This is a genomic window from Hallerella sp., from assembly GCF_022776125.1.
In the GTDB taxonomy this organism is placed as follows: Bacteria; Fibrobacterota; Fibrobacteria; order Fibrobacterales; family Fibrobacteraceae; genus Hallerella; species Hallerella succinigenes.
This window is the reverse complement of the sequence record NZ_JALFIA010000061.1, coordinates 1-18,411: the sequence shown is the minus strand read 5'-3', so window position 1 is coordinate 18,411 and position 18,411 is coordinate 1. Positions and strand designations below refer to the sequence as shown.

Sequence of the window (18,411 nt, the reverse complement as noted above, 5' to 3'; positions counted from 1 at the left end):
CACGCTGACGCATTTGACGAAGTAAGCGCCTTTGAGACGGACTTCGCCGTCCGGTTTGAGTCGGAAGTACTTTTTCGGCGGATTTTCCATGAAGTCGTCGCGTTCAATGAAGAGTTCCTTGCCGAACGGAACCTTGCGGGTACCCGCATTCGGATCTTCCGGATTGTTTTCGACATCGACTTCTTCGACCTTGCCGTCTTCCCAGTTGTCGATCACAACCTTGATAGGATCGAGAACGGCCATGGCGCGGCTAGCGGTTCTGTTCAATTCTTCGCGGATGCAGAAGTAGAGCAGGTTGATGTCGACCATGCTGTCTGCCTTGGAAATGCCGATGCGGTCGCAGAATTCACGGATTGAAGACGGGGTGTAGCCACGGCGGCGGAAACCGCAGACCGTCGGCATGCGCGGGTCGTCCCAACCCATCACGCGGCCACTCTTCACGAGTTCCAAAAGCTTGCGCTTGCTCATCACCGTGTAGGAGAGGTTCAAGCGGGCGAACTCAATCTGCTGCGGACGGTTTTTCAAATTCAAGGTTTCGAGGAACCAGTTGTACAGCGGACGGTGTGCTTCGAATTCGAGAGTGCAGATCGAGTGCGTAATCCCTTCAATCCAGTCCGAAAGCGGGTGGGCAAAGTCGTACATCGGGTAGATGCACCACTTGTCGCCGGTGCGGTGGTGCGTCGCATGCTTAATGCGGTAGACCGCAGGGTCACGCATGTTCATGTTCGGGCTTGAGAGGTCGAGCTTTGCACGGAGCGTCTTTGCGCCGTCGGCAAATTCACCCGCCTTCATGCGGCGGAAAAGGTCCAGGTTTTCTTCGATGCTACGATCGCGGTACGGCGACGGCTTCGACGGCTTACCTGCGTCATTGCCGCGGTATTCGCGCATTTCTTCCGGAGACAGGTCATCGACGTAAGCCTTGCCGAGCTGGATCAGCTGTTCTGCAAAATCATAAAGCTGGTCATAGTAGTCGCTAGCATAGTGCACCGGTTCTTCCCAGTTGAAACCGAGCCAATGCACGTCGTTGTAAATGGAATCGACGTATTCGGTGTCTTCCTTTGTCGGGTTCGTATCGTCAAAACGGAGGTTTGTCTTGCCACAGAACTTTTTCGCGGTGCCGAAGTTCAAGCAAATGCTCTTGGCGTGTCCAATGTGAATATAACCGTTTGGTTCCGGCGGGAAACGGGTCAAAACGTGATCGCGTTTTCCGGTCTTCAAATCGTCAACGATGATATCTTGAATAAAGTTGGTAGATTCCGGGATATCCATAATGTTCTCCAGAAGGGAATTTCATTTGAAAAGTTAGAAAAGGTTTGGCGAAAAAACTATATTCGTTGCGTATGATTTGTCCTTATTGCCACCATACAGAAGACAAAGTTGTCGATAGTCGCTCTAGCGGTCTTTCGATCCGTCGTCGCCGCGAATGCCTTGCCTGCGGAAGGCGTTTTACAACTTACGAATATGTCGAAGTTGTCCCGTTGACCGTTACAAAAAGGGATGGCCGTCATGAACCGTTCAAGCGGGAAAAGCTTATCTCCGGTATCGATGCAGCTTGTAAAAAGCGCCCCGTGAGCCGTCGCCTCATTGAAGAAATCGTGACTCGAGTCGAGAACGCTTTGATGACAAGTGAAAGCCAGGAAGTGCGCTACGATGAAATCGGCAATTTGGTGATGGAAGAGCTTCGCAAGATCGATGCCGTCGCCTATGTTCGCTTTGCCTCTGTCTATCGCGAGTTCAAGGAAGTCAACGAATTCGTGAAGCAGGTGATGCAGCTCGATCCGCCGGTCGCCAGTTCGGTCAAAGAAAAGTAGCCGTGAACGATTTTCAAAGCCTTCTTGAAAAAGCTTTTTCCAAGCGTTCTTCTCTTTTAGAATTGACCGATGCTTTTCGCGTTGTCAATGGCTCGGACGATGGATTTCCGGGCGTTGCAATCGACCAGTACGGCGATCGTTTTCAAGTTCAATATTTTGGCCCGGAACTGCTTTCCCGTGAGCATGAAATCGCGAAAGCGGTCAAAAAGGTTTTTGCTCCGAAATTTATTGTCTCCAAGTTCCGCCTTTCTCCGTCGGGTAAATCTTTGGAAAAGCCCGAAATGCATGTAGAACTCGGCAGCGAAACGAAATCTTCGACGGTTGTCCGCGAAGGGAATTGCCGTTTTCACGTAGACCTTCTCGATACGGTCAATCCGGGCCTCTTTTTGGACATGCGAGATGGGCGCTTGGATGTAGAAGCCCGCGCCCGGGGAAAAGAAGTGCTGAACCTTTTTAGCTACACCTGCAGCTTTGCGGTGCACGCCCGTATCGGTGGAGCGACCCGTGCGGTCAATGCGGACATCAGCGGAAAAATTTTGGAAAAGGGCAGGGAGAATTACCGGTTGAACGGCCTTGAACCGTTGAAGGGAGAATTCTTTAAAGGCGACAGTCGAGAATATTTGGCGTGGTGCCTGCGCAAAGGCTTTAAATTCGATGGCGTTGTTCTCGATCCGCCGAGTTTTTCCCGGAACAAGGGAAAGGTCTTTTCGGTGAAAACAGATTTTCAGCCCCTGGTCGCCGAAGTCGCAGGACTTCTTGCTCCGGGAGCGTTCTTTCTCGCGAGCACCAATTACAGCGCATTTACGCCGGAAAGCCTTGCGAAAGAAACCTTGGCGACTGTCAAAGAACAATTCCCGCAGGCGAAAATCGCCTGGGCACGTGGACAGGGAATGGATTTTCCGGGTTCTGGCAAACGCAAGGAAAGCGCCCTTTCTGCTGTCATGATTGAAGTGGGGTAGTCGAATGAAATCCGTCCAGGTTCTCCTTTGTTTGGTTCTTCTTTTGTTCTGCACATCCGAAGCGGCAAAAACGTCGAAGTCCGGCAAGGCAAAAACGGCAAAGGTCGCAAAATTGAAAAAGTCGGAAGTGACGGATTCCCGCGACAAGCAAAAGTATCGTACGGTAAAAATCGCCGACCGCGAATGGTTTGCCGACAATCTGAATTTGAATGTGCCTAACAGTTACTGCTATGCAGAAGATGAAAACAACTGCATGGCTTACGGAAGGCTTTATACTTGGGAGGCGGCAATACAGGCTTGCCCTGCGGGATATCGCTTGCCCACGGACGAAGATTTTGAAAGCCTTTGGACCGCAGCCGGTGCGGACTTCAACGTCGCCTATCTTTTGAAAACCGATTATGGTTGGTCGGGCGAAACGAACGGCAACGATACTCTCAAATTCAGCGCCATGCCTGCCGGAAATCGCTTTGATGATGGCAATTATGGAAATTTGAGCAAGATCGCTTTCTTCTGGAGTGCAAGTGCCGAAGGCGAAGAGGCAAACGTTTGGTACATGAGTTCCAAATCGATGGGATTTTCCTATATGACAAAACCGAAAACCTTTGGGTTTTCGGTTCGTTGCGTCAAATAAAAATCAAATTTCGATTTTGTGATCTTTGAGCTTACGCCAAAGCGTGGCGCGGCTAATGCCTAAACGTTCTGCGACTTCCGTCTTGTTGCCTTTGCATACATCCAGTGCGTGCAGAATGTGGCGCTTTTCCAGTTCGTCGAGGGTAATGATTTCTTCCGGATTTCCGTAACCGATTGCTTTGACTTCGGAATTACTTTGTACGGATTCGAAAGGCTCTTCGTTCGAAGGAGAGTGTTTTTTCGGAGCGGGCAAAAGTTCTTTATTCTGGCGCAAAGGCTGCGAACTTAGTTCTTCGGGCAAGTCTTCTAAACGGATGGTTCCGTTTTCAGAAAGCACGATCGCGTGTTCGATAATGTTTTCGAGTTCGCGGACGTTGCCCGGGTAGTTGTAAGTCGCAAGCGCCATCTGAGCGGCAGGCTCGATTTTTTGAATGAGCTTGTTCTGCTCTTTTTCGAACTGGAGAATAAAGTACTTGACGAGGCTCGGAATCGTCGAACGGCGTTCTCTGAGTGGCGGTACGTTCAAATGAAACGTGTTCAGGCGGTAGTAAAGATCTTCGCGGAAGGTCTTGTTCGCCATCGCTTTCGAAAGATCCGCATTCGTAGCCGCAATAATGCGGACGTCCAAGTAACGTGTTTCGGTTTCGCCGACGCGACGGGTTTCGTGGCTCTGCAAAAAGCGGAGAAGCTTCACCTGCGTGGCGAGCGAAAGGTCTCCGATTTCGTCGAGGAAAAGGGTGCCACCGTTCGCTTCTTCAAAAAGGCCTTTCTTGTCGGCGGTTGCACCGGTGAAGGATCCTTTTTTGCTGCCGAAGAGTTCACTTTCAACCAGGTTCTCCGGAATCGCGCTGCAGTTCACGGCGACAAACGGTTCGTTCGCGCGCTTCGAAAGACGGTGCACGATGCGGGCGATAAATTCCTTACCCGAACCGGATTCGCCCGTAATCAGCACGGAACTAGTCGTCGGAGCGACCTTGTTCAGCAGACGGAGAATCTTTTGCATCTCGGGCGTATCGCCGAGAAGGTTACCCAGCAAATGGTCTTGCAGTTCACGGTAGCTGCTCGAATGTTCGAGGCCCTGCAAATACTTTTTGGCGACATCTTCTAAGGTACGGACTTCGACCGGCTTGACGAGATACGAAGCCGCTCCATGGGAAAGGGCTTTTTCTGCTTCTTTCGCTGTGGATTGCGTACAAAGAAGAATCACCTCCGCATCAGGATTGTGCGATTTTAAGAAACTGATGACATCGACGTCTTTATGCAACAGCAAAGAAATATCGATAAAGGCAAAGTCGATGTGATTTTCTTCGATGGTGTTAAAAAGGGCTGTCGAGTTCAAAACTGTAAATAAAGACACATCAGAAAGGGACCACGTGGAAGTCACATGGTCTATCACCCTCCTGTCTGCGTCTGCCAACAGGACGTTCATCTGTTTGCTAATCCTTAAGCGTGAGATGCAACGATTTCGTCGACCTTGGCAATCAGGTCCTTGTAGTTAGGCGGCTTGGAGAAAATCGAAGACACTCCAAAGTGACTTGCGATGTTCAGGTAGTCTTCCGAAGAAGTACGTCCGCCGCCGCTGATTGCAATAATGCGGTCGAGCTGATTCTTGTTGCGGTAGTCCAAAATCACTTCAAAACCATCCTGTTCCGGCATGATGATGTCGGTGATGACTACGTCATAATCCGTCTTGTCGTAAAGTTCTTTTGCCTTGCGACCGTCTTCGGCGGTATCCACGTCATAACCAGACATGCCGAGCATGTCCTTCAGAACGGAACGAATATCTTTTTCGTCGTCGATGATAAGTACTTTAGGCATTAAGAAATTCCTCCCATTTTTTTAGCAATAGGCCAATACAAGATAAATTTAGTTCCTTTTCCGATTGTTGTTTCCAGATTCAAATACGCACCGGCTGCTTTTATGAGTCGCATAGCGACTGCAAGGCCAATTCCCATGCCCTGACCCGGCGCTCGGGTCGTGAAATATGGGGTAAAGATGTGCTTGACCACATCGGGTGCCATGCCTACACCGGTATCCAAGACCGAAACGTAGAGATACTTTCCGACAGGAATCGTAGAGAACTGGGTCACAATCTGCTCGGTGACTTCGACTTCGTGACAGCCATAGGTGAGCGTTCCGCCTTGCTTCATGGCGAAAATCGCGTTCTTGCCCATGTTCAGCATAATGCGGTGGAAGTCCGTCTGGTTGCCGAAGGCGATCATGTCGTCTGTCGCATTCTTGAGTATTTGAATGTTGTCTGGAAGCGTTGCGGAAAGCGCATTGCGCACTTCGTCGAAAACAAGTCCCACGTTGAAATTGACGGCGACGTTCTTTTGGTCGTCCTGACGTTCCTTGAGCTGGTCGTAGGTGCGTTTGATGAGTTCCGTTGCGTTTGTCAAAGACTTTTGCATATTGCCCAAGTATTTTTTTGTACGGGCGCAATCTTCAGATTTAGGAAGAGTCGCTTCGGCGAGATCGCGGTAGCCGATGATGCCGGCGAGCAAGTTGTTGAAGTCGTGGGCGAGACCGCCGGCGACATTGCTCATGTCTTCGAAGGTAGAAGCCTTAACGAGGTTTTCTCGGAGCTGGTTACGTTCTTCTTCGAGAGCGTGGAAATCGGTCGTATCTTCGATCAGGCCCAAAACGCCTTTGATGCGGAAGGCTTCGTCGTACAAAGGAACCACGGTATGCTTTTCCCAATGCTTCTTGCCGTTTTCGTCGATGGTTGTTTCGTTTTGCACAACAGTCTTGCCGGGGCTTTCCATCGCCTGGGCTTCTTGTGGGGTAAAAATCGGGTCTTCGATATGGCTCTTGATGTTTCCGCGGACGGCGATGTCCTTGTTGTTCTGCTGGGTGTAAGCGCCTTTCAAATTTTTAGCCCAGAGGCGCGACGGAAGATTGTTCAAGAGGGAATTCAAGAAAATCTGTTGCTGCTGGTAGAGCTGTTGCAGGTTCACAATGCGCAGTCGGATGGAATCGCGTTCGTCGTTGAATTCTGCCTGCAAGCGGGAGAACCTCTGCTGCATGTCGTTGTTCTTGCGAAGGTCTCGCAGAAGCGCCTTGTAGCCATAGAGGATTCCATTCGAGGTGAGCGGGGTAATCGTGATTGTCGCTGAAACGGAATTGTTCTTGAGGTAAATCGGGATGTTGTTCATCGGTCCGAGCACAGTGATGTCCGGAATGAATTGGGTAATCGATTTTTGCAGGAGCGCTTTTTCGCCGACGCCAAAAAGCTTGCAAGCTGCACGGTTCGAAAGTTCAATCTTTCCTTTGGAATTCAAAATGAGAATGCCTTCATCGAGTTCCTGAATCACATGCTTCAAGGACTTCGGCATGTCGATGCCTGTTCGGGCAAGAATTGTGTTGGCTCGGTACAGGAAGAGGGTGATGATAAAAAGGAAAATGGAAGCGCTTTCGCCGTAGATAAAAAGTCCCAAGGCCGGAAGAATCGCGTCCATGATAAAGCCTGCAATGATTGCAGACATCTGCGAAACGAAAATAGAACGGAAAATCTTTTCCGCATGGGTGGTATGCATCTGCTGATAAGAAATAATTGCAGAAAAGAATACCGGAATAATCAAGAAAATTAAAATGGCGATGTTTGCAAGAACCGAGTTTGCGGCTGTAAAGCCGTACCACGTCGACACGATACCGGTGTAAAATTTACCCGCAAAGCCAGTAATAAGGCAAAAGATGACGCCGATGAAATTCCAGATGTTGAGAAATATGCGGACCTTCCGCCAAATCGGTCTCAGATTTTCACCCGCCATTCCGTAAACAACACGGAAAATCGCATAACCGTACTGTACCCAGCAAAGGACGCCTAGAATGTAGATCGTATAGCGGATTTCATCGGAAATATAAACGCGGGGGAGCTGTTCAATAAACGCAAGAACATTCCATAAAATGTTTAGGATCAGCAGGTAAATCAGATTTCTTTGAAGATGCTTTGCAAACGTATTCGAAAGAGTCGTCGAAAGAATCATGGGAAGCAAAACAATGCAAGTCAGAAGGGCGATAAACCCATGCAAAAAGTGAATGCTGAATTTAAATGCTTCCATTTTTGAAAAATTCCCTACCGAAATAATTTAAGAAAGTACGCCAGAAACGACGTACTTTAAATTTAGTAGAAAAAGAAAATTATTGGATGCGACGGATGCCGAAAGTTTGCGTCTTGGTGTAGCTATCCTTCGACGAGAAGCGCTTGACCGTTTCGTCGTCCAGTTCGGTATTCGGAATGAACTTCGCTCCGATATCGATTTTCGAAATATATGCGCCTGTACCGATGGCGCGTCCGCTTTCCGAGGAAAGTCCCTTGGTGCAGTTCGAGAGCCACTGCAAGCGCATCAGGACCTGGTTATCGCTCGACAGATATGTCGGCGTCAGGTTGAAGTCGCGGTCATAACGGTTTACAAAGGTTCCAAGGTTCGTGTAGAACGGCATATCGACACTGAGAAGGATCGATTTCCATGCCGGATCTTCACCGAAGCTTGTGCCGCGCGGAATACCCATATCGATGACATAAAGCATTCCGTCAAATTGGTAGGCGTTGGTATCGACGCTTTCCACGAGTTGATCCTTTTTGTAAATATCCCATTTGCGCGTTTCCTGGTTCAAAACGATCAGGCGGAACGGTTCCTTTGCTTCGGTACAGGTTTCGGACATGGACGAAGAAATGTCGGAAATCGGATGTGCCGGGTGGACATCGAACGTAATCTGCGGATTGCCCGAACCTACAACGGTTGCCCAAGGATTTTCAAGCGACGGCTGGTTGCCGTTCTTGTCGAGGAAGAGGCTTCCGTCTTGCGGTGTGAAGCGAATACGGTCGCCTTCCTGGACTGCGGTTTCCGAGCTCTGCTCGTAAAGCATGTTGAACGTGTTCGAGCCAAGAGTCCAACGGTAGGCGCGGACGTTTACCGGACCGCTGCGTTCACGCTGGATCAAGTCCAAAGTCGAGTCTCTGACGACAAGCGGTTCACTCGCTTCGACAAGGAGCGAAACAAAGGAACCCGCTTCGTTAATCGTTCCGGCGACAATTACAGGACCTGTCTTGTCTTCGGCGAGAGTGGAATCGCTTTCGTAGTTTGCGCCGTTACCCTTGTGCTGGGTCAAGAGGCCTGCACCGACGATATCGCCACCCTTCGAAGAAATCCCCGAGTAGTTGCCGTTCGTGTTGCCGAGCTTAAATGCAGGGTCGAGCTTGATCGTCGCTGCGGTTCTTTCGGAATTCCAGTTAAAGGTGTTCGTCCAGAGTGTTTCCGGAACGGCACTGCCGAAGATTACCGAGACGCTGTCCGGCGCATGACGGCTGTCCACTTTCTGTGTGAATTCGGCAAAGACCTGGTCGGCGAGGCCATCGCCGTCGCTGTCAGTAATGCTTGCGTACTTGAGCGGGATAGGCATAATCTTAAGGGTGAACGTGAGAATCGGCTGCGAGCAGATTGTCGAAATTCCATTGCCCGATTTGTCTGTAATCGATGCAGAGGCGAGCAGCTGACCCTTCATGCCTTCGGTGATGAGAGAGTTGCCATTTGCATCAAAGGAAATCGTGTATTCCCAAACGTTCAAGGCTTCGTTGTAAAGTTTGGAACTTGTAACGCTCGGCGTGATGTCTAACGGATTCCCGCTTGCGTCAAACAGGGCGAGCGGCCACGCGAGACCCGGTGCAGAAATCGGTTCCGAGAACTGGAGGTAGATTCGGTCCACCGTGGCGGTATCCAAACGTTCTAAAACGGAAAGCGAAAGAATCGCAGGAGAAATGCCGTCCTGGTAGTAATCGGTGTGCGTTTTCGTTTCGCCGCTGATGTTGCTTTTGAGGGTGATGGAACCTTCCGGGTTCGTATACACAGAAAAGTCCTTTGAGGTAAAGTGAATCGTGATCAGCGAATCCTGAGTATCTGCACTCGAAACGGTAATCGTATCGCCGCGGTATTCGAAGGAGACGGAGCTAAAGCTCTGTTCGCTCTGGTAGGAGGCGGTCAAGAGAATCTGCAACTGATCCGGAATGTTGTCGCAGTCCGAGTCGAGCATCCTGGCATAGTCGATGATCGGCCAAGGGGGAAGTTCTTCAATCAAAAGGACTGCCTTTGCGGAAGTGTAATTGTACTTGGAACTCGAAGAAATCGAGCTTGCGTACAGAATCGTTTCGAGAGGCGTATCACTGGTGACGTAGAAGGTCGCGGTGCCGTTCACCAGAGTTAGAGATGTCGTTGAAATATCCGCTGTCGCCGAGGTGTAGAAAAACGCGGAACCGTTTTCGACCGAGAGTGAAATCGTGATGTCGTCATCCGTAATGACCGCTCCGGTAGAATCGTACAAAGTCACGATCACCTGGGCGCGCTTGCCGATATAAGCCTTGGCGGTATCCTTGTTGAATACAAGGTAACGCTTTTCGAGCGGAGTCACAATGGAGTCCCATTCCACATTTGAACGGACAACCTTACAGGCGCAATCGTAACTGCCCTTGGCGTTTGCACCGTGATTGTGCCAAGAGACCCAATCGATCATGTTGTTGCCGTAGGCGAGGTTCTTGGAAATCGAGAAAATATAATCGTCGTACTTGTTCACGTACTGCGTATTCGAACTGAAGTAAGAAACTCCGTTGCCTTCGAAGTCGTCGAGGAAGCCCGACGGAGAAACGGTGCTTTCGCCGCTGTACGTTGCCGTATTGACCGTATCTTCCTTGGACGTTGCCGGGGATTCAAACGGGCTCACGAAATCGAGCGTGATGGTCCGGGAAATTGAAAGATCGCTCGAAGAGGCGTCGTAATCAGGCGGGTAGCCGTAGATGTGCGTGCCGTGGTAGAAGATCGTTACGTACGGATCCTTTGTATAAGCGGTTTCCGTGACGCCGTTTACTTCTTCGAGGAAAGAAGATTCCGATCCCGTGTAAAGAGGCCCCTTGGTGAGGTCAATTCCTGCAAAGTATTCCGGATCCGTTGAATCCGTATGAGCGCGCAGCGACCAGGATCCGTCCAAATCTCCGTAGGTGGCATTTGTAAACTGCATTTCAAACTGGAAGCTGCTCGAAACGCCGATTGTGCCTTTCAAGGTAATCGGCAAGTAGTATCCTCCGCTTGTCGCGTCGAACTCTGCTGCACCATAGTCAAGCGACATCGACGAAGTGTCGTCGTAAGAGACCTTTACAAGCTGTCCCCAGCCTGTTGCAGAAACGCTCTGGTTCAAGTAGAAACGAAGTTCCACGTCCGAGTAGGGGAGCGTATCGCTGTTCGTTACGATCACAAAGAACGTGTTGCAGCTCTTCCAGTCGGTGCAAGAGGAATTCTTTTTTGCGGGCTTCACGTAAACGCGGAAATCCACAAAAGTCGCTTCCGAAGATGTGGTAAAGCTGTAGTGCGAACCGGAATTGTTTTCGGTCGTCGCACCGGACACCACGTCAAAGTAATAGGTTTGACCCGGATCGAGATCGGTGAGGATCGCTTCATGGAAGCGAACCGCCTTGCCGGAATCCGCTATGGTCGAATTCGAAAGCGCAGCGGAAGAGGTGCCGTACTGTACAAGGCCCGTCATGGCGACGTCTCCCGTCCACCAGTAAATGTGGGCGCTGTTGTTCGTCACCTGGCAAATCGTCACCCCCGAAATATTGACCGAGGTCGTCGTCTGCGTCCAGGAATACCACAGACCGTGATTGTCGTCGGTTGTATAATTCTGTTTTACGTCATGACCGACGAGGTAGAAGTAGTAAGTCGTTCCTGCGGTAAGGCCTGTAATCGTTACCGAACCTCCGACGCCCGCTGTTGCTGTCACGGAGTCTACCTTGGCTGCGTCGGCAGAGGTTCCGTAGTAAACGGTCACGATCGCTCGTTCGTCTGTATTCCAGCTGATGACGGCAGATGTATCCGTGATGGCTGTTCCCGCAATATTCGAGAAGATCGGCCCGTCGACATCTTCCGGAACTTTTTTGGAGAGGCTCAGGCCAGGAATCACGAACTGGGCTGAGAAGTCGATGCAGGTTTCAGTGGCGGTGTAGTCGTTCCAGTCGTCCTTCAAAGTTTTTTCCGGAGCGGAGCCGCCCATGAGAGCGCCCTTCGGGCAGGTGTATTCATATGGCATGCCGCCTGCATTATAGCCGTCCGGGTTTGCGGCGCGGTTATGCGGGTGGTTTTCATTACGGGTTCCTGTGCCCATGATGAAGGAAAGACCCCATGGATTTGCGCCCATGTTGTAATAGAAGTTATCGAGTGCAACGTTCAAATACTGTTCATCGCCAGTCATGTCGTAGAGCATGAATACGGCGTTTGCGGCACCCATGTTGTAACGGTTAAAGCCCCAGTCGCTCGAAGTCCAAACCAGGTTGTACGGCGGCACAATGGTAAAGGATCCGTAGGGGTTTGTGCTGACGGTGGAATCGCCCTGTGTTCCGTCGTCGGTCAAGCGGGTCATGGTCGCAATGATGCGAGTCAAAAGAGTGTCGCGTTCTTCGGAAGAAATGCCGTAGCTCTGGGCCTTGGCCACTGTCGGAAGAATGAGCTTATCGAAAGCAAAAAGCACATAGGCGTGGATGTTTTCATAGTCCGTCATCCAACCGCCCGGATAGAAGCCGCTCGTGTGGCCCATGTAACCACCGCGGAAATATGGAAGGTTGTATTTGTAATTGCTTGCGTTGTTGTTAATCGCCGGATTTTTGTAAAGGTCGTATGCGTAAGTGGTGTCCTTCGTGGCATACCAAAGGGCGAGGGCAGCGGCCGCTGCGTCGTCATAAAGCGGACCACCGCCGGTATAAAAACCTTCGAGATTATCGGTATTCTTGCCGTCCGGAGCGTATTTTGCAATGATATTCTTGTAAATATCGGCGGCGGCTGCAATCAAAGAATCCGAATAGTTGTCGTCTTCATACATTTCCCAGCCAACGGCAAAGAAGGCCATCGCAGCGGCAAACATGCCCGCCGCGTTCGTACCGATCCCGGCCGCGACAGGTCGCGGAGCGCCGCCTTTGGCGGGGCTCTGGGCATCTTGATGCTCAGGCACATCCCAGAACTGGTGGTCAGCAGAACTGACAGCAACGGAATGATACATGTCTCCCTGTTCAATCAAACCGTCGGCCTTCGAAGCTTTATACATCTTGTAGATCCAGTCCACACCGATCTTCGCTTCCCAAAGAATGTCCGGAATGCCGTCCGTCGTCACCGTGTCCGCATAAGAAGCGCCAAAACGGTCTTCCGCACGTTCGGAATATACGTTATATGCAATCGAAAGCACGAAGGCTGCATAACCGAGGGTCTGGCTCACCTTGAAATGGTCTCCGCAGTCATGCCAACCGCCGCTCAAATCGAAACCGATCGCGGAACCGTCTTTTGTATGGCAAGCTCCGTGAAGATGTGAATTTGTATTGCCGCAACGTTGAATTCCAAAGAACTTCAAGGTCGTTTCAAAGACCGCGTTGAAAATGTATTCGTTGATAATAAAGTTAAAAGAGGTGTCTTGGCCGACAACGATAAAGTAGGTTCCTGGTGCACTCAAGCCCGAAAAATCGGCACTGTAGAGATTTTCTGTTCCCGAAGAAGTGGTATCGCCAAATTCATAAACCGTATGGATAGAGGAGAATGCTCCATTGACCCAAATGCCGGGCTTTGTCCAAGTTCCTAGCGGTGTCAGGTTGCCTTCCCATGCAGAGGTTCCGCTCGAAGCGTCCACTACCTTGAACGTCATCGCTGTCGGTTCTGCGACAAAGGCGAACTTGTGATTATCCGAGGGACGGAAACCGATCTGGTTTACACGGATTACGGGGCGGTCGTAAACGTTCAAACTGTCGAGATAACGACGGCTGCACGTGTCACAGGTAAAGTCGATATTGGGAATGCGATCGTCCGCAAACAAAAGCGCGGCAAACGTTAAAAGCAGAAAAATGAGGCGTACCATTGGGGACTCCTTTTTAAAAACCCAAACCTTCAAATGACCAACACACCTATTCCAAAAATACCTTTTTTAGAATCCCCAAAAAATGAATTTCCAAAGTAGGGTAGGAGAATCTGTTCCCGAAGTGTTTTCAAAAACAAAAAGGAAACCGAATGACTCGGTTTCCTTGGAATTGTAAGGATTCGGAAACGAAGAGGCTATTTGCCCTTGACGCGGCGGAAACCGAAGGTCTTCGTTTTGCTTGCAGACTGCTTTTTCGTCTGTCCCTTCTTGTACTTGCCGTTTGCGGTGTTGCCCACAGCGACTTCGTTTGCCTTGAAGGAGAAGTTCGAAATGTAAGCGCCTGTGCCGATGTGGCGGCCTGCTTCCGAGAACGGAGCAATTCCATCATGCGTGACCCATTCGAGGCGGAGCTTGATTACACCGTCGGTACTCATGGCGGTTTTTGCGATATCCGAAAGCGTGAACGAGTAGGTAGTCTGCGCGACAAGGCTACCCGTGTTGCTGTAGATATCGGCGGACATCTTGAAGGTTGCCTTCCAGGCTTCTTCGCCAAGGGAATCGAGCTGCAAGAGCAGCGGAATTTCGACGTCGATATCAAAGGTCGGGCCGCCGTGGATGTATGTCAAGGTGTCGTAAGTCACCGGGATAAGTTCATGCAACTTATTCTTACCTGAAGCGATGAGCGTTTCTTTGTCGTCCACCAAGTAGGAAAGGCGGAAGCTTTCGTCGCGCTTCGGGAGATTGCCTGCATAGAGGTCGTTTTCTGCCGGGACCGAGGTCACGCCCGCGAGCATGTGAACCTTGAAGGAGATTTCTTCGATGTCGCCCTGCACAAGGATCCACGGGTTTTCTTCGCCTGGGAAGTTCGATGAACCATCGCTTGCAATGGAGTATTCCGTACCGATCGGGAGACGGATGTAGTCACCGACATGGACTTCGTTTTCAGAACCTTCGTCTGCGTAAGAGAACGTCCAAGTCGTACCCGTATTTGTGAGCTTGCCTGTATTGGTGAACCAGTAGAGACTTTCGTCACGGCGCTTCTGCAGGTAATTGGTGCCCGTAGCAGCGGAATTCACATTCATCGGTTCTGAGAGGTTCACACGGAGAATGTAGAAGGATTCTGTCGGCTTCGAAATCGTTGCGCTCAAGATAATCGGCGGACACTTGTCGTAAAGGGTTGCCGTATTGTCGTCGAAGAAGCCTCCGAGCGAACCCTGGCGCGGCAGGATCATACCGTTGCCGTTGCGGTTTCCGTAGGTCTTCTTATTGAACGTATCACCGGTAATCGCGAGTCGGATTGCCGTTATGGTACTCTGGACCGAGTCGATACCGATCGTATCGATTGCTGGGACAAACGTCGAATCCTGAGTGGTCACGTAGCTTTCGCAAATCTGCGACAGGTGAGATATGGTGTCAATTTTTTCAATCGCGCCTTCGGTCGTGAAGGTTGTGTCAAATTTGTCGTAAATCACCACATCCTTGTAGCTAGAGCAGATCTTCTTTTCAGAACCCTTGATCCAGGTTCCGTTTGCAGAGTCGATCTTCGTAATGTACTTGGCAACCTTTTCACCGTAAACGGTGTCGAGAGCCCAACCGGAGCTCGGCATTGGGAATGCCATATAGACTTCCGGCTTGCCCCAGTACACGTCAATCGTGTCGAGCATATCCTTTTCACGGAGAAGCTTCGTGAATTCGATATAGATTTCATCCGGCTGACCATCGCCTTCGTTGTCGATGATATTTGCATACTTCACAGGAACCGGGCGTACAGATTCAATAATCGTGACGGCCCCGTTACAATCGGAGAGGGCATTCGTCGCCAAGTCGACAACCGAGAAACCAGCCTTAATCACGGCCTTGTAACCCTGCTTGATGAAGTTGCCTTCGGTATTGCCTTCGACCACGTATTCCCAGATTTTGCCGTTGTCGGAAGACTTGGCGCTGATTACCTTGATCGTGCTCTGGTCAATTTCTGCACCTTCGCTGTCGTAAATGGCGAGCGGCCAAGACGATGTGCTCATGGTAATGCGTTCCGAGAATGCGATACGGAGCGTATCCTGGACATTTTCGTGATTTTCGTTTTCAAGAATGGCGACGCTTATGAGGTTCGGAGCGATGCCATCGGTAATCGTCTTTTCCGATGACTTCACAACTCCGTCTTCTGTCATGTAAATCGTAGCCTTACCTGCCGGAGCCGCACTCTTCGGAATACCGAGGCCTGCAAGCGAGAAGTTCGCCGTTGCACCGATGACCTTTTCCGACGGCGTCACGAGAATTTCCGTTGCGGCGGTCGTGCTTGTGGAATCAAGAGAAAGGCGGACGCTGTCGAGCTTGATCGAAGATCCATCAAACTGGCTACCGCTGAAGGTAATGGTCATTGCGTCTGCCGTTGCATCGCAATCTGCATCCGTGAGAATTGCCTTCTGCGGGATCGGAGTCGTTGGATCGGCGAAGAATGCCTGAGCCGTCGAGTCTTCCGGATCTTCTACGTCAATGTAGACGACCGTTACCGTATCGCCGCCGAGGAGCGAAACGTTCGGGAGACTTGCGTCTGCCGAGTTCACAGCAGAGAGCCATTCGCTTTCGAAGTAGCCGAGAGTTTCATTCTTACGTTTCAAGGTTACTTCAGTGGAATCGCCTGTACGGGAATTGTGGAACATCACATGGATCGATTCGTTCGGCGCATTGTCCTTATCGCTGACAAAGACCTTGAACTTCATCGGATCGTCCGTCACCGGGCTCGACACAGAAGTTCCATCTTCGCGGAGAAGCTGGATCTTGCCTGCGGTACGGTCACCCTTGCTGAACTGCACATAGTAAGTACGGTTTACAAATGCGCAACCACCGTTTTCAAGACATTCGGCGCAATCCGGATCCGGACCTGCGAAAATCGTCACGTCAATTTTGTTCGTACCGATGCTCATCTTGACCGGAATGTTCAAGTCAAAGCGACCGGTTGCATAGTTGTACACGGCTGCGTTCGAAAGCTGATCCTTGGAAAGGGCGACACCGTTTACCCAGATGGCGGTCACATAACCGTTTTCCGAAATGGTAGCGTTGCCCGTCAGGTGCATGGTGCTCGTGGTAGAGTCAATCTGGATGTAAGAGCCATTTGAAACGTTGAACGGTTCGTTGAAGGCGACAGAAATTTCGTAATTTGCGCGCTTCGTTGCCATTTCCGAATAAGATGGGCTGAAACCGACCACGAATTCGTCCTTGCGGTAAACGACCACATACGGGTTCACCGGAGCTTCGTCCTGGTCGCCATCATCCTTGCCCCAGACCGGCATACCGGCATAATCGGCTCCGTCGATATCGCGTTTATGCGGAGCCCAGGTCCAGTCGCCCGATGTCGCGGACATGCGTTTTTCCGGAGCGGTACGGAGCGGATCGCACTTGCCGTTCTGGTAAAGACCCCTGGAGAAGCCTAAGTCCATACGCATACGGGAAGAAGACTTGATGGTCGTCGATCCGAGCGGGATAGGAATGTACCAGTCGTAGGTTCCCGTTGCGGAGTTGTAAGTATCTTCAAGCTTCACCGGAAGGGCGCCGCGAAGAAGGTCGCGGATTTCGCGGTCGGTTTCGCACGGCTTGTTAAAGCCTGCTTCGTCATAAGCTTGGCAAATATCCAAGTCGAGCAAAAGCGGGCAAGAACCCGGTTGGTTGTTTTCTCCGGCTAGAGCTTCGATCTGTTCCGGCTTTGCTGTCACATAAAGGCGTAAAGTCAAGCTATCGAACTGACGATCTTCATTATTGTAAATGTTGATGTTCAAGAAGTCGAGACCGCCGAATTCATACTGGTATGTACGGACTTCGAAATCGTAAGATGTCACCGGGGTCGTAAACTTGAGCGGCATGCCTTCATCGTCTGTGCAGCGGATCGAGGTGTTGCTCTGGACGCAGTAGTAGTAAGTCGTCTGTTCCTTCAAACCGCCGAACTTCACATAATGGAAGCTGGTCGGAATACCCGAAACGTCTGCGTTTGCTTCGAAGTCACAGGTTCCGGTCGGGGATGTTGGGCAGGTCATCTGGTCGTAAGAAGTCAAAAGCGTATCCCAATAAACCTTGGATTCATACTGGCCATTCGGCGTGTACCACATAAGTTCTGCGCTGTCGGCGGAGAGGTTACAAACCTTGATGTTCTGAATGTTGGCGTCAGCCGGCGGGCTCACGAGAGTCGTGAACGAGAACGGCGTGCTCGTGCTGTCGACAAGCCACTTGGTGGTATAGGCTTCACTGCGAGCGTTGATTGCAATCACCTTGAAGTAGTACGTCGTACCGTTGGCGAGGCCCGTCATGTGAACTTCATGGCTCACCGCGTTCACCGTATCCTTGAACATCTGGTTGAACGGACCGGTTTCGCTTGTGCTGTAAAGGATCATCGTCGGACCGCGCTGGTCTTGAGCTATCTTCACAATGGCGGAATCATAGCCGACGTAGCGGATTTCCACATTCACTTGTTCAGGAGCCTTGGTGCGGTCTTCTTCCTTCACAGCGACTGCGCAAGATGCGACGAACATAGCGGTAGCATCAATACAGGTTTCCGAAAGGCGATAATCTTCCCAGCTCATGGTGCTTGGTGCCCAAGCGTTACCGTCCGAAACACTCGGAGTGACACCGCCGAAGAGAGCGCCGGTCGGAGGATTATACTTGTAATTTGCACCCGGCATGTTCTTCCCTTCTGGATTCGATGCACGGTGGTGCGGGTGAGCGTCGTTCTTATCGCCGACGCCGAGGAGGAAGGATACATCCCACGGGTTCACGCCGAGCATGTAGTTCAGCTGGTTGATTCCGAGCTTTTTCATCTCGGCGGATTTCCAACTCTGAACGCCTTTCTGGGGGAGCTTTACGCCTTCGAGATCCTTGGTCACATCGGAATAGGCGAGAACTTCAAAAATATTGCCTGCCTGGTAACGGTTGTAAATCCAGGTCTGGTCGGTCTGCATGTTGTACCAGAGGTCGCCATAAGAGACCGGTGTTGCACCGTTCAAGGTCGGGATTGTCACACTTTCGGATCCCGAACCGCCGAGATAGCTGATATTGGTTCCCAAAATCAAGGCGACGTTTTCGGCGTACTTCAAACGGGTCGTGTTGTCGATGCCGTACTTGAGACCGGTAGCTTCGTCTTTGAG

At 50.9% G+C, this 18,411-nt stretch carries 9 protein-coding genes; 3 read left to right on the top strand and 6 right to left on the bottom strand.

Translation table 11 applies throughout. The features are described 5' to 3' along the window. Positions 1-1,269: glutamine--tRNA ligase/YqeY domain fusion protein (locus MR847_RS07825; protein WP_287723448.1), on the bottom strand; the 1,269-nt coding region annotated here is incomplete at its 3' end. Positions 1,270-1,340: 71 nt separating this feature from the next. Between MR847_RS07825 and nrdR the strand changes: the two genes are divergently transcribed. Genes nrdR through MR847_RS07810 form a run of 3 tightly spaced genes read left to right on the top strand, consistent with a single transcriptional unit; the run spans position 1,341 to position 3,401 of the window. Next, positions 1,341-1,811, top strand: coding sequence for a transcriptional regulator NrdR (gene nrdR, locus MR847_RS07820; protein ID WP_100426636.1), 471 nt, complete (start codon positions 1,341-1,343; stop codon positions 1,809-1,811). 2 nt (positions 1,812-1,813) lie between these two features. Continuing rightward, entirely contained in the window at positions 1,814-2,770 is a 957-nt protein-coding gene (locus MR847_RS07815) for a class I SAM-dependent rRNA methyltransferase (protein WP_106519366.1), read from the top strand. A 4-nt stretch (positions 2,771-2,774) separates the two neighbouring features. After that, on the top strand, positions 2,775-3,401 hold the full coding sequence (locus MR847_RS07810) for a fibrobacter succinogenes major paralogous domain-containing protein (protein ID WP_100426634.1): 627 nt from the start codon (positions 2,775-2,777) through the stop codon (positions 3,399-3,401). A 3-nt stretch (positions 3,402-3,404) separates the two neighbouring features. Here MR847_RS07810 and MR847_RS07805 read toward each other — a convergent pair whose 3' ends face one another. The 5 genes from MR847_RS07805 to MR847_RS07785 all read right to left on the bottom strand — a co-directional run. Next, positions 3,405-4,829: a sigma-54-dependent transcriptional regulator gene (locus MR847_RS07805; RefSeq protein ID WP_100426633.1), complete on the bottom strand. Its 1,425-nt coding sequence runs from the start codon at positions 4,827-4,829 to the stop codon at positions 3,405-3,407. 14 nt (positions 4,830-4,843) lie between these two features. Next, positions 4,844-5,218, bottom strand: a complete 375-nt coding sequence (locus MR847_RS07800; RefSeq protein WP_100426632.1) for a response regulator — start codon at positions 5,216-5,218, stop codon at positions 4,844-4,846. Continuing rightward, positions 5,218-7,461, bottom strand: a complete 2,244-nt coding sequence (locus tag MR847_RS07795; RefSeq protein WP_287723446.1) for an ATP-binding protein — start codon at positions 7,459-7,461, stop codon at positions 5,218-5,220. Before MR847_RS07795 ends, MR847_RS07800 begins: the two co-directional genes overlap by 1 nt. A gap of 79 nt (positions 7,462-7,540) precedes the next feature. Then, entirely contained in the window at positions 7,541-13,279 is a 5,739-nt protein-coding gene (locus tag MR847_RS07790; protein WP_287723445.1) for a glycoside hydrolase family 9 protein, read from the bottom strand. Between the two features lie 194 nt (positions 13,280-13,473). Then, positions 13,474-18,411, bottom strand: a 4,938-nt coding sequence (locus tag MR847_RS07785) for a glycoside hydrolase family 9 protein (protein ID WP_287723443.1), incomplete at its 5' end; no start/stop codon positions are given.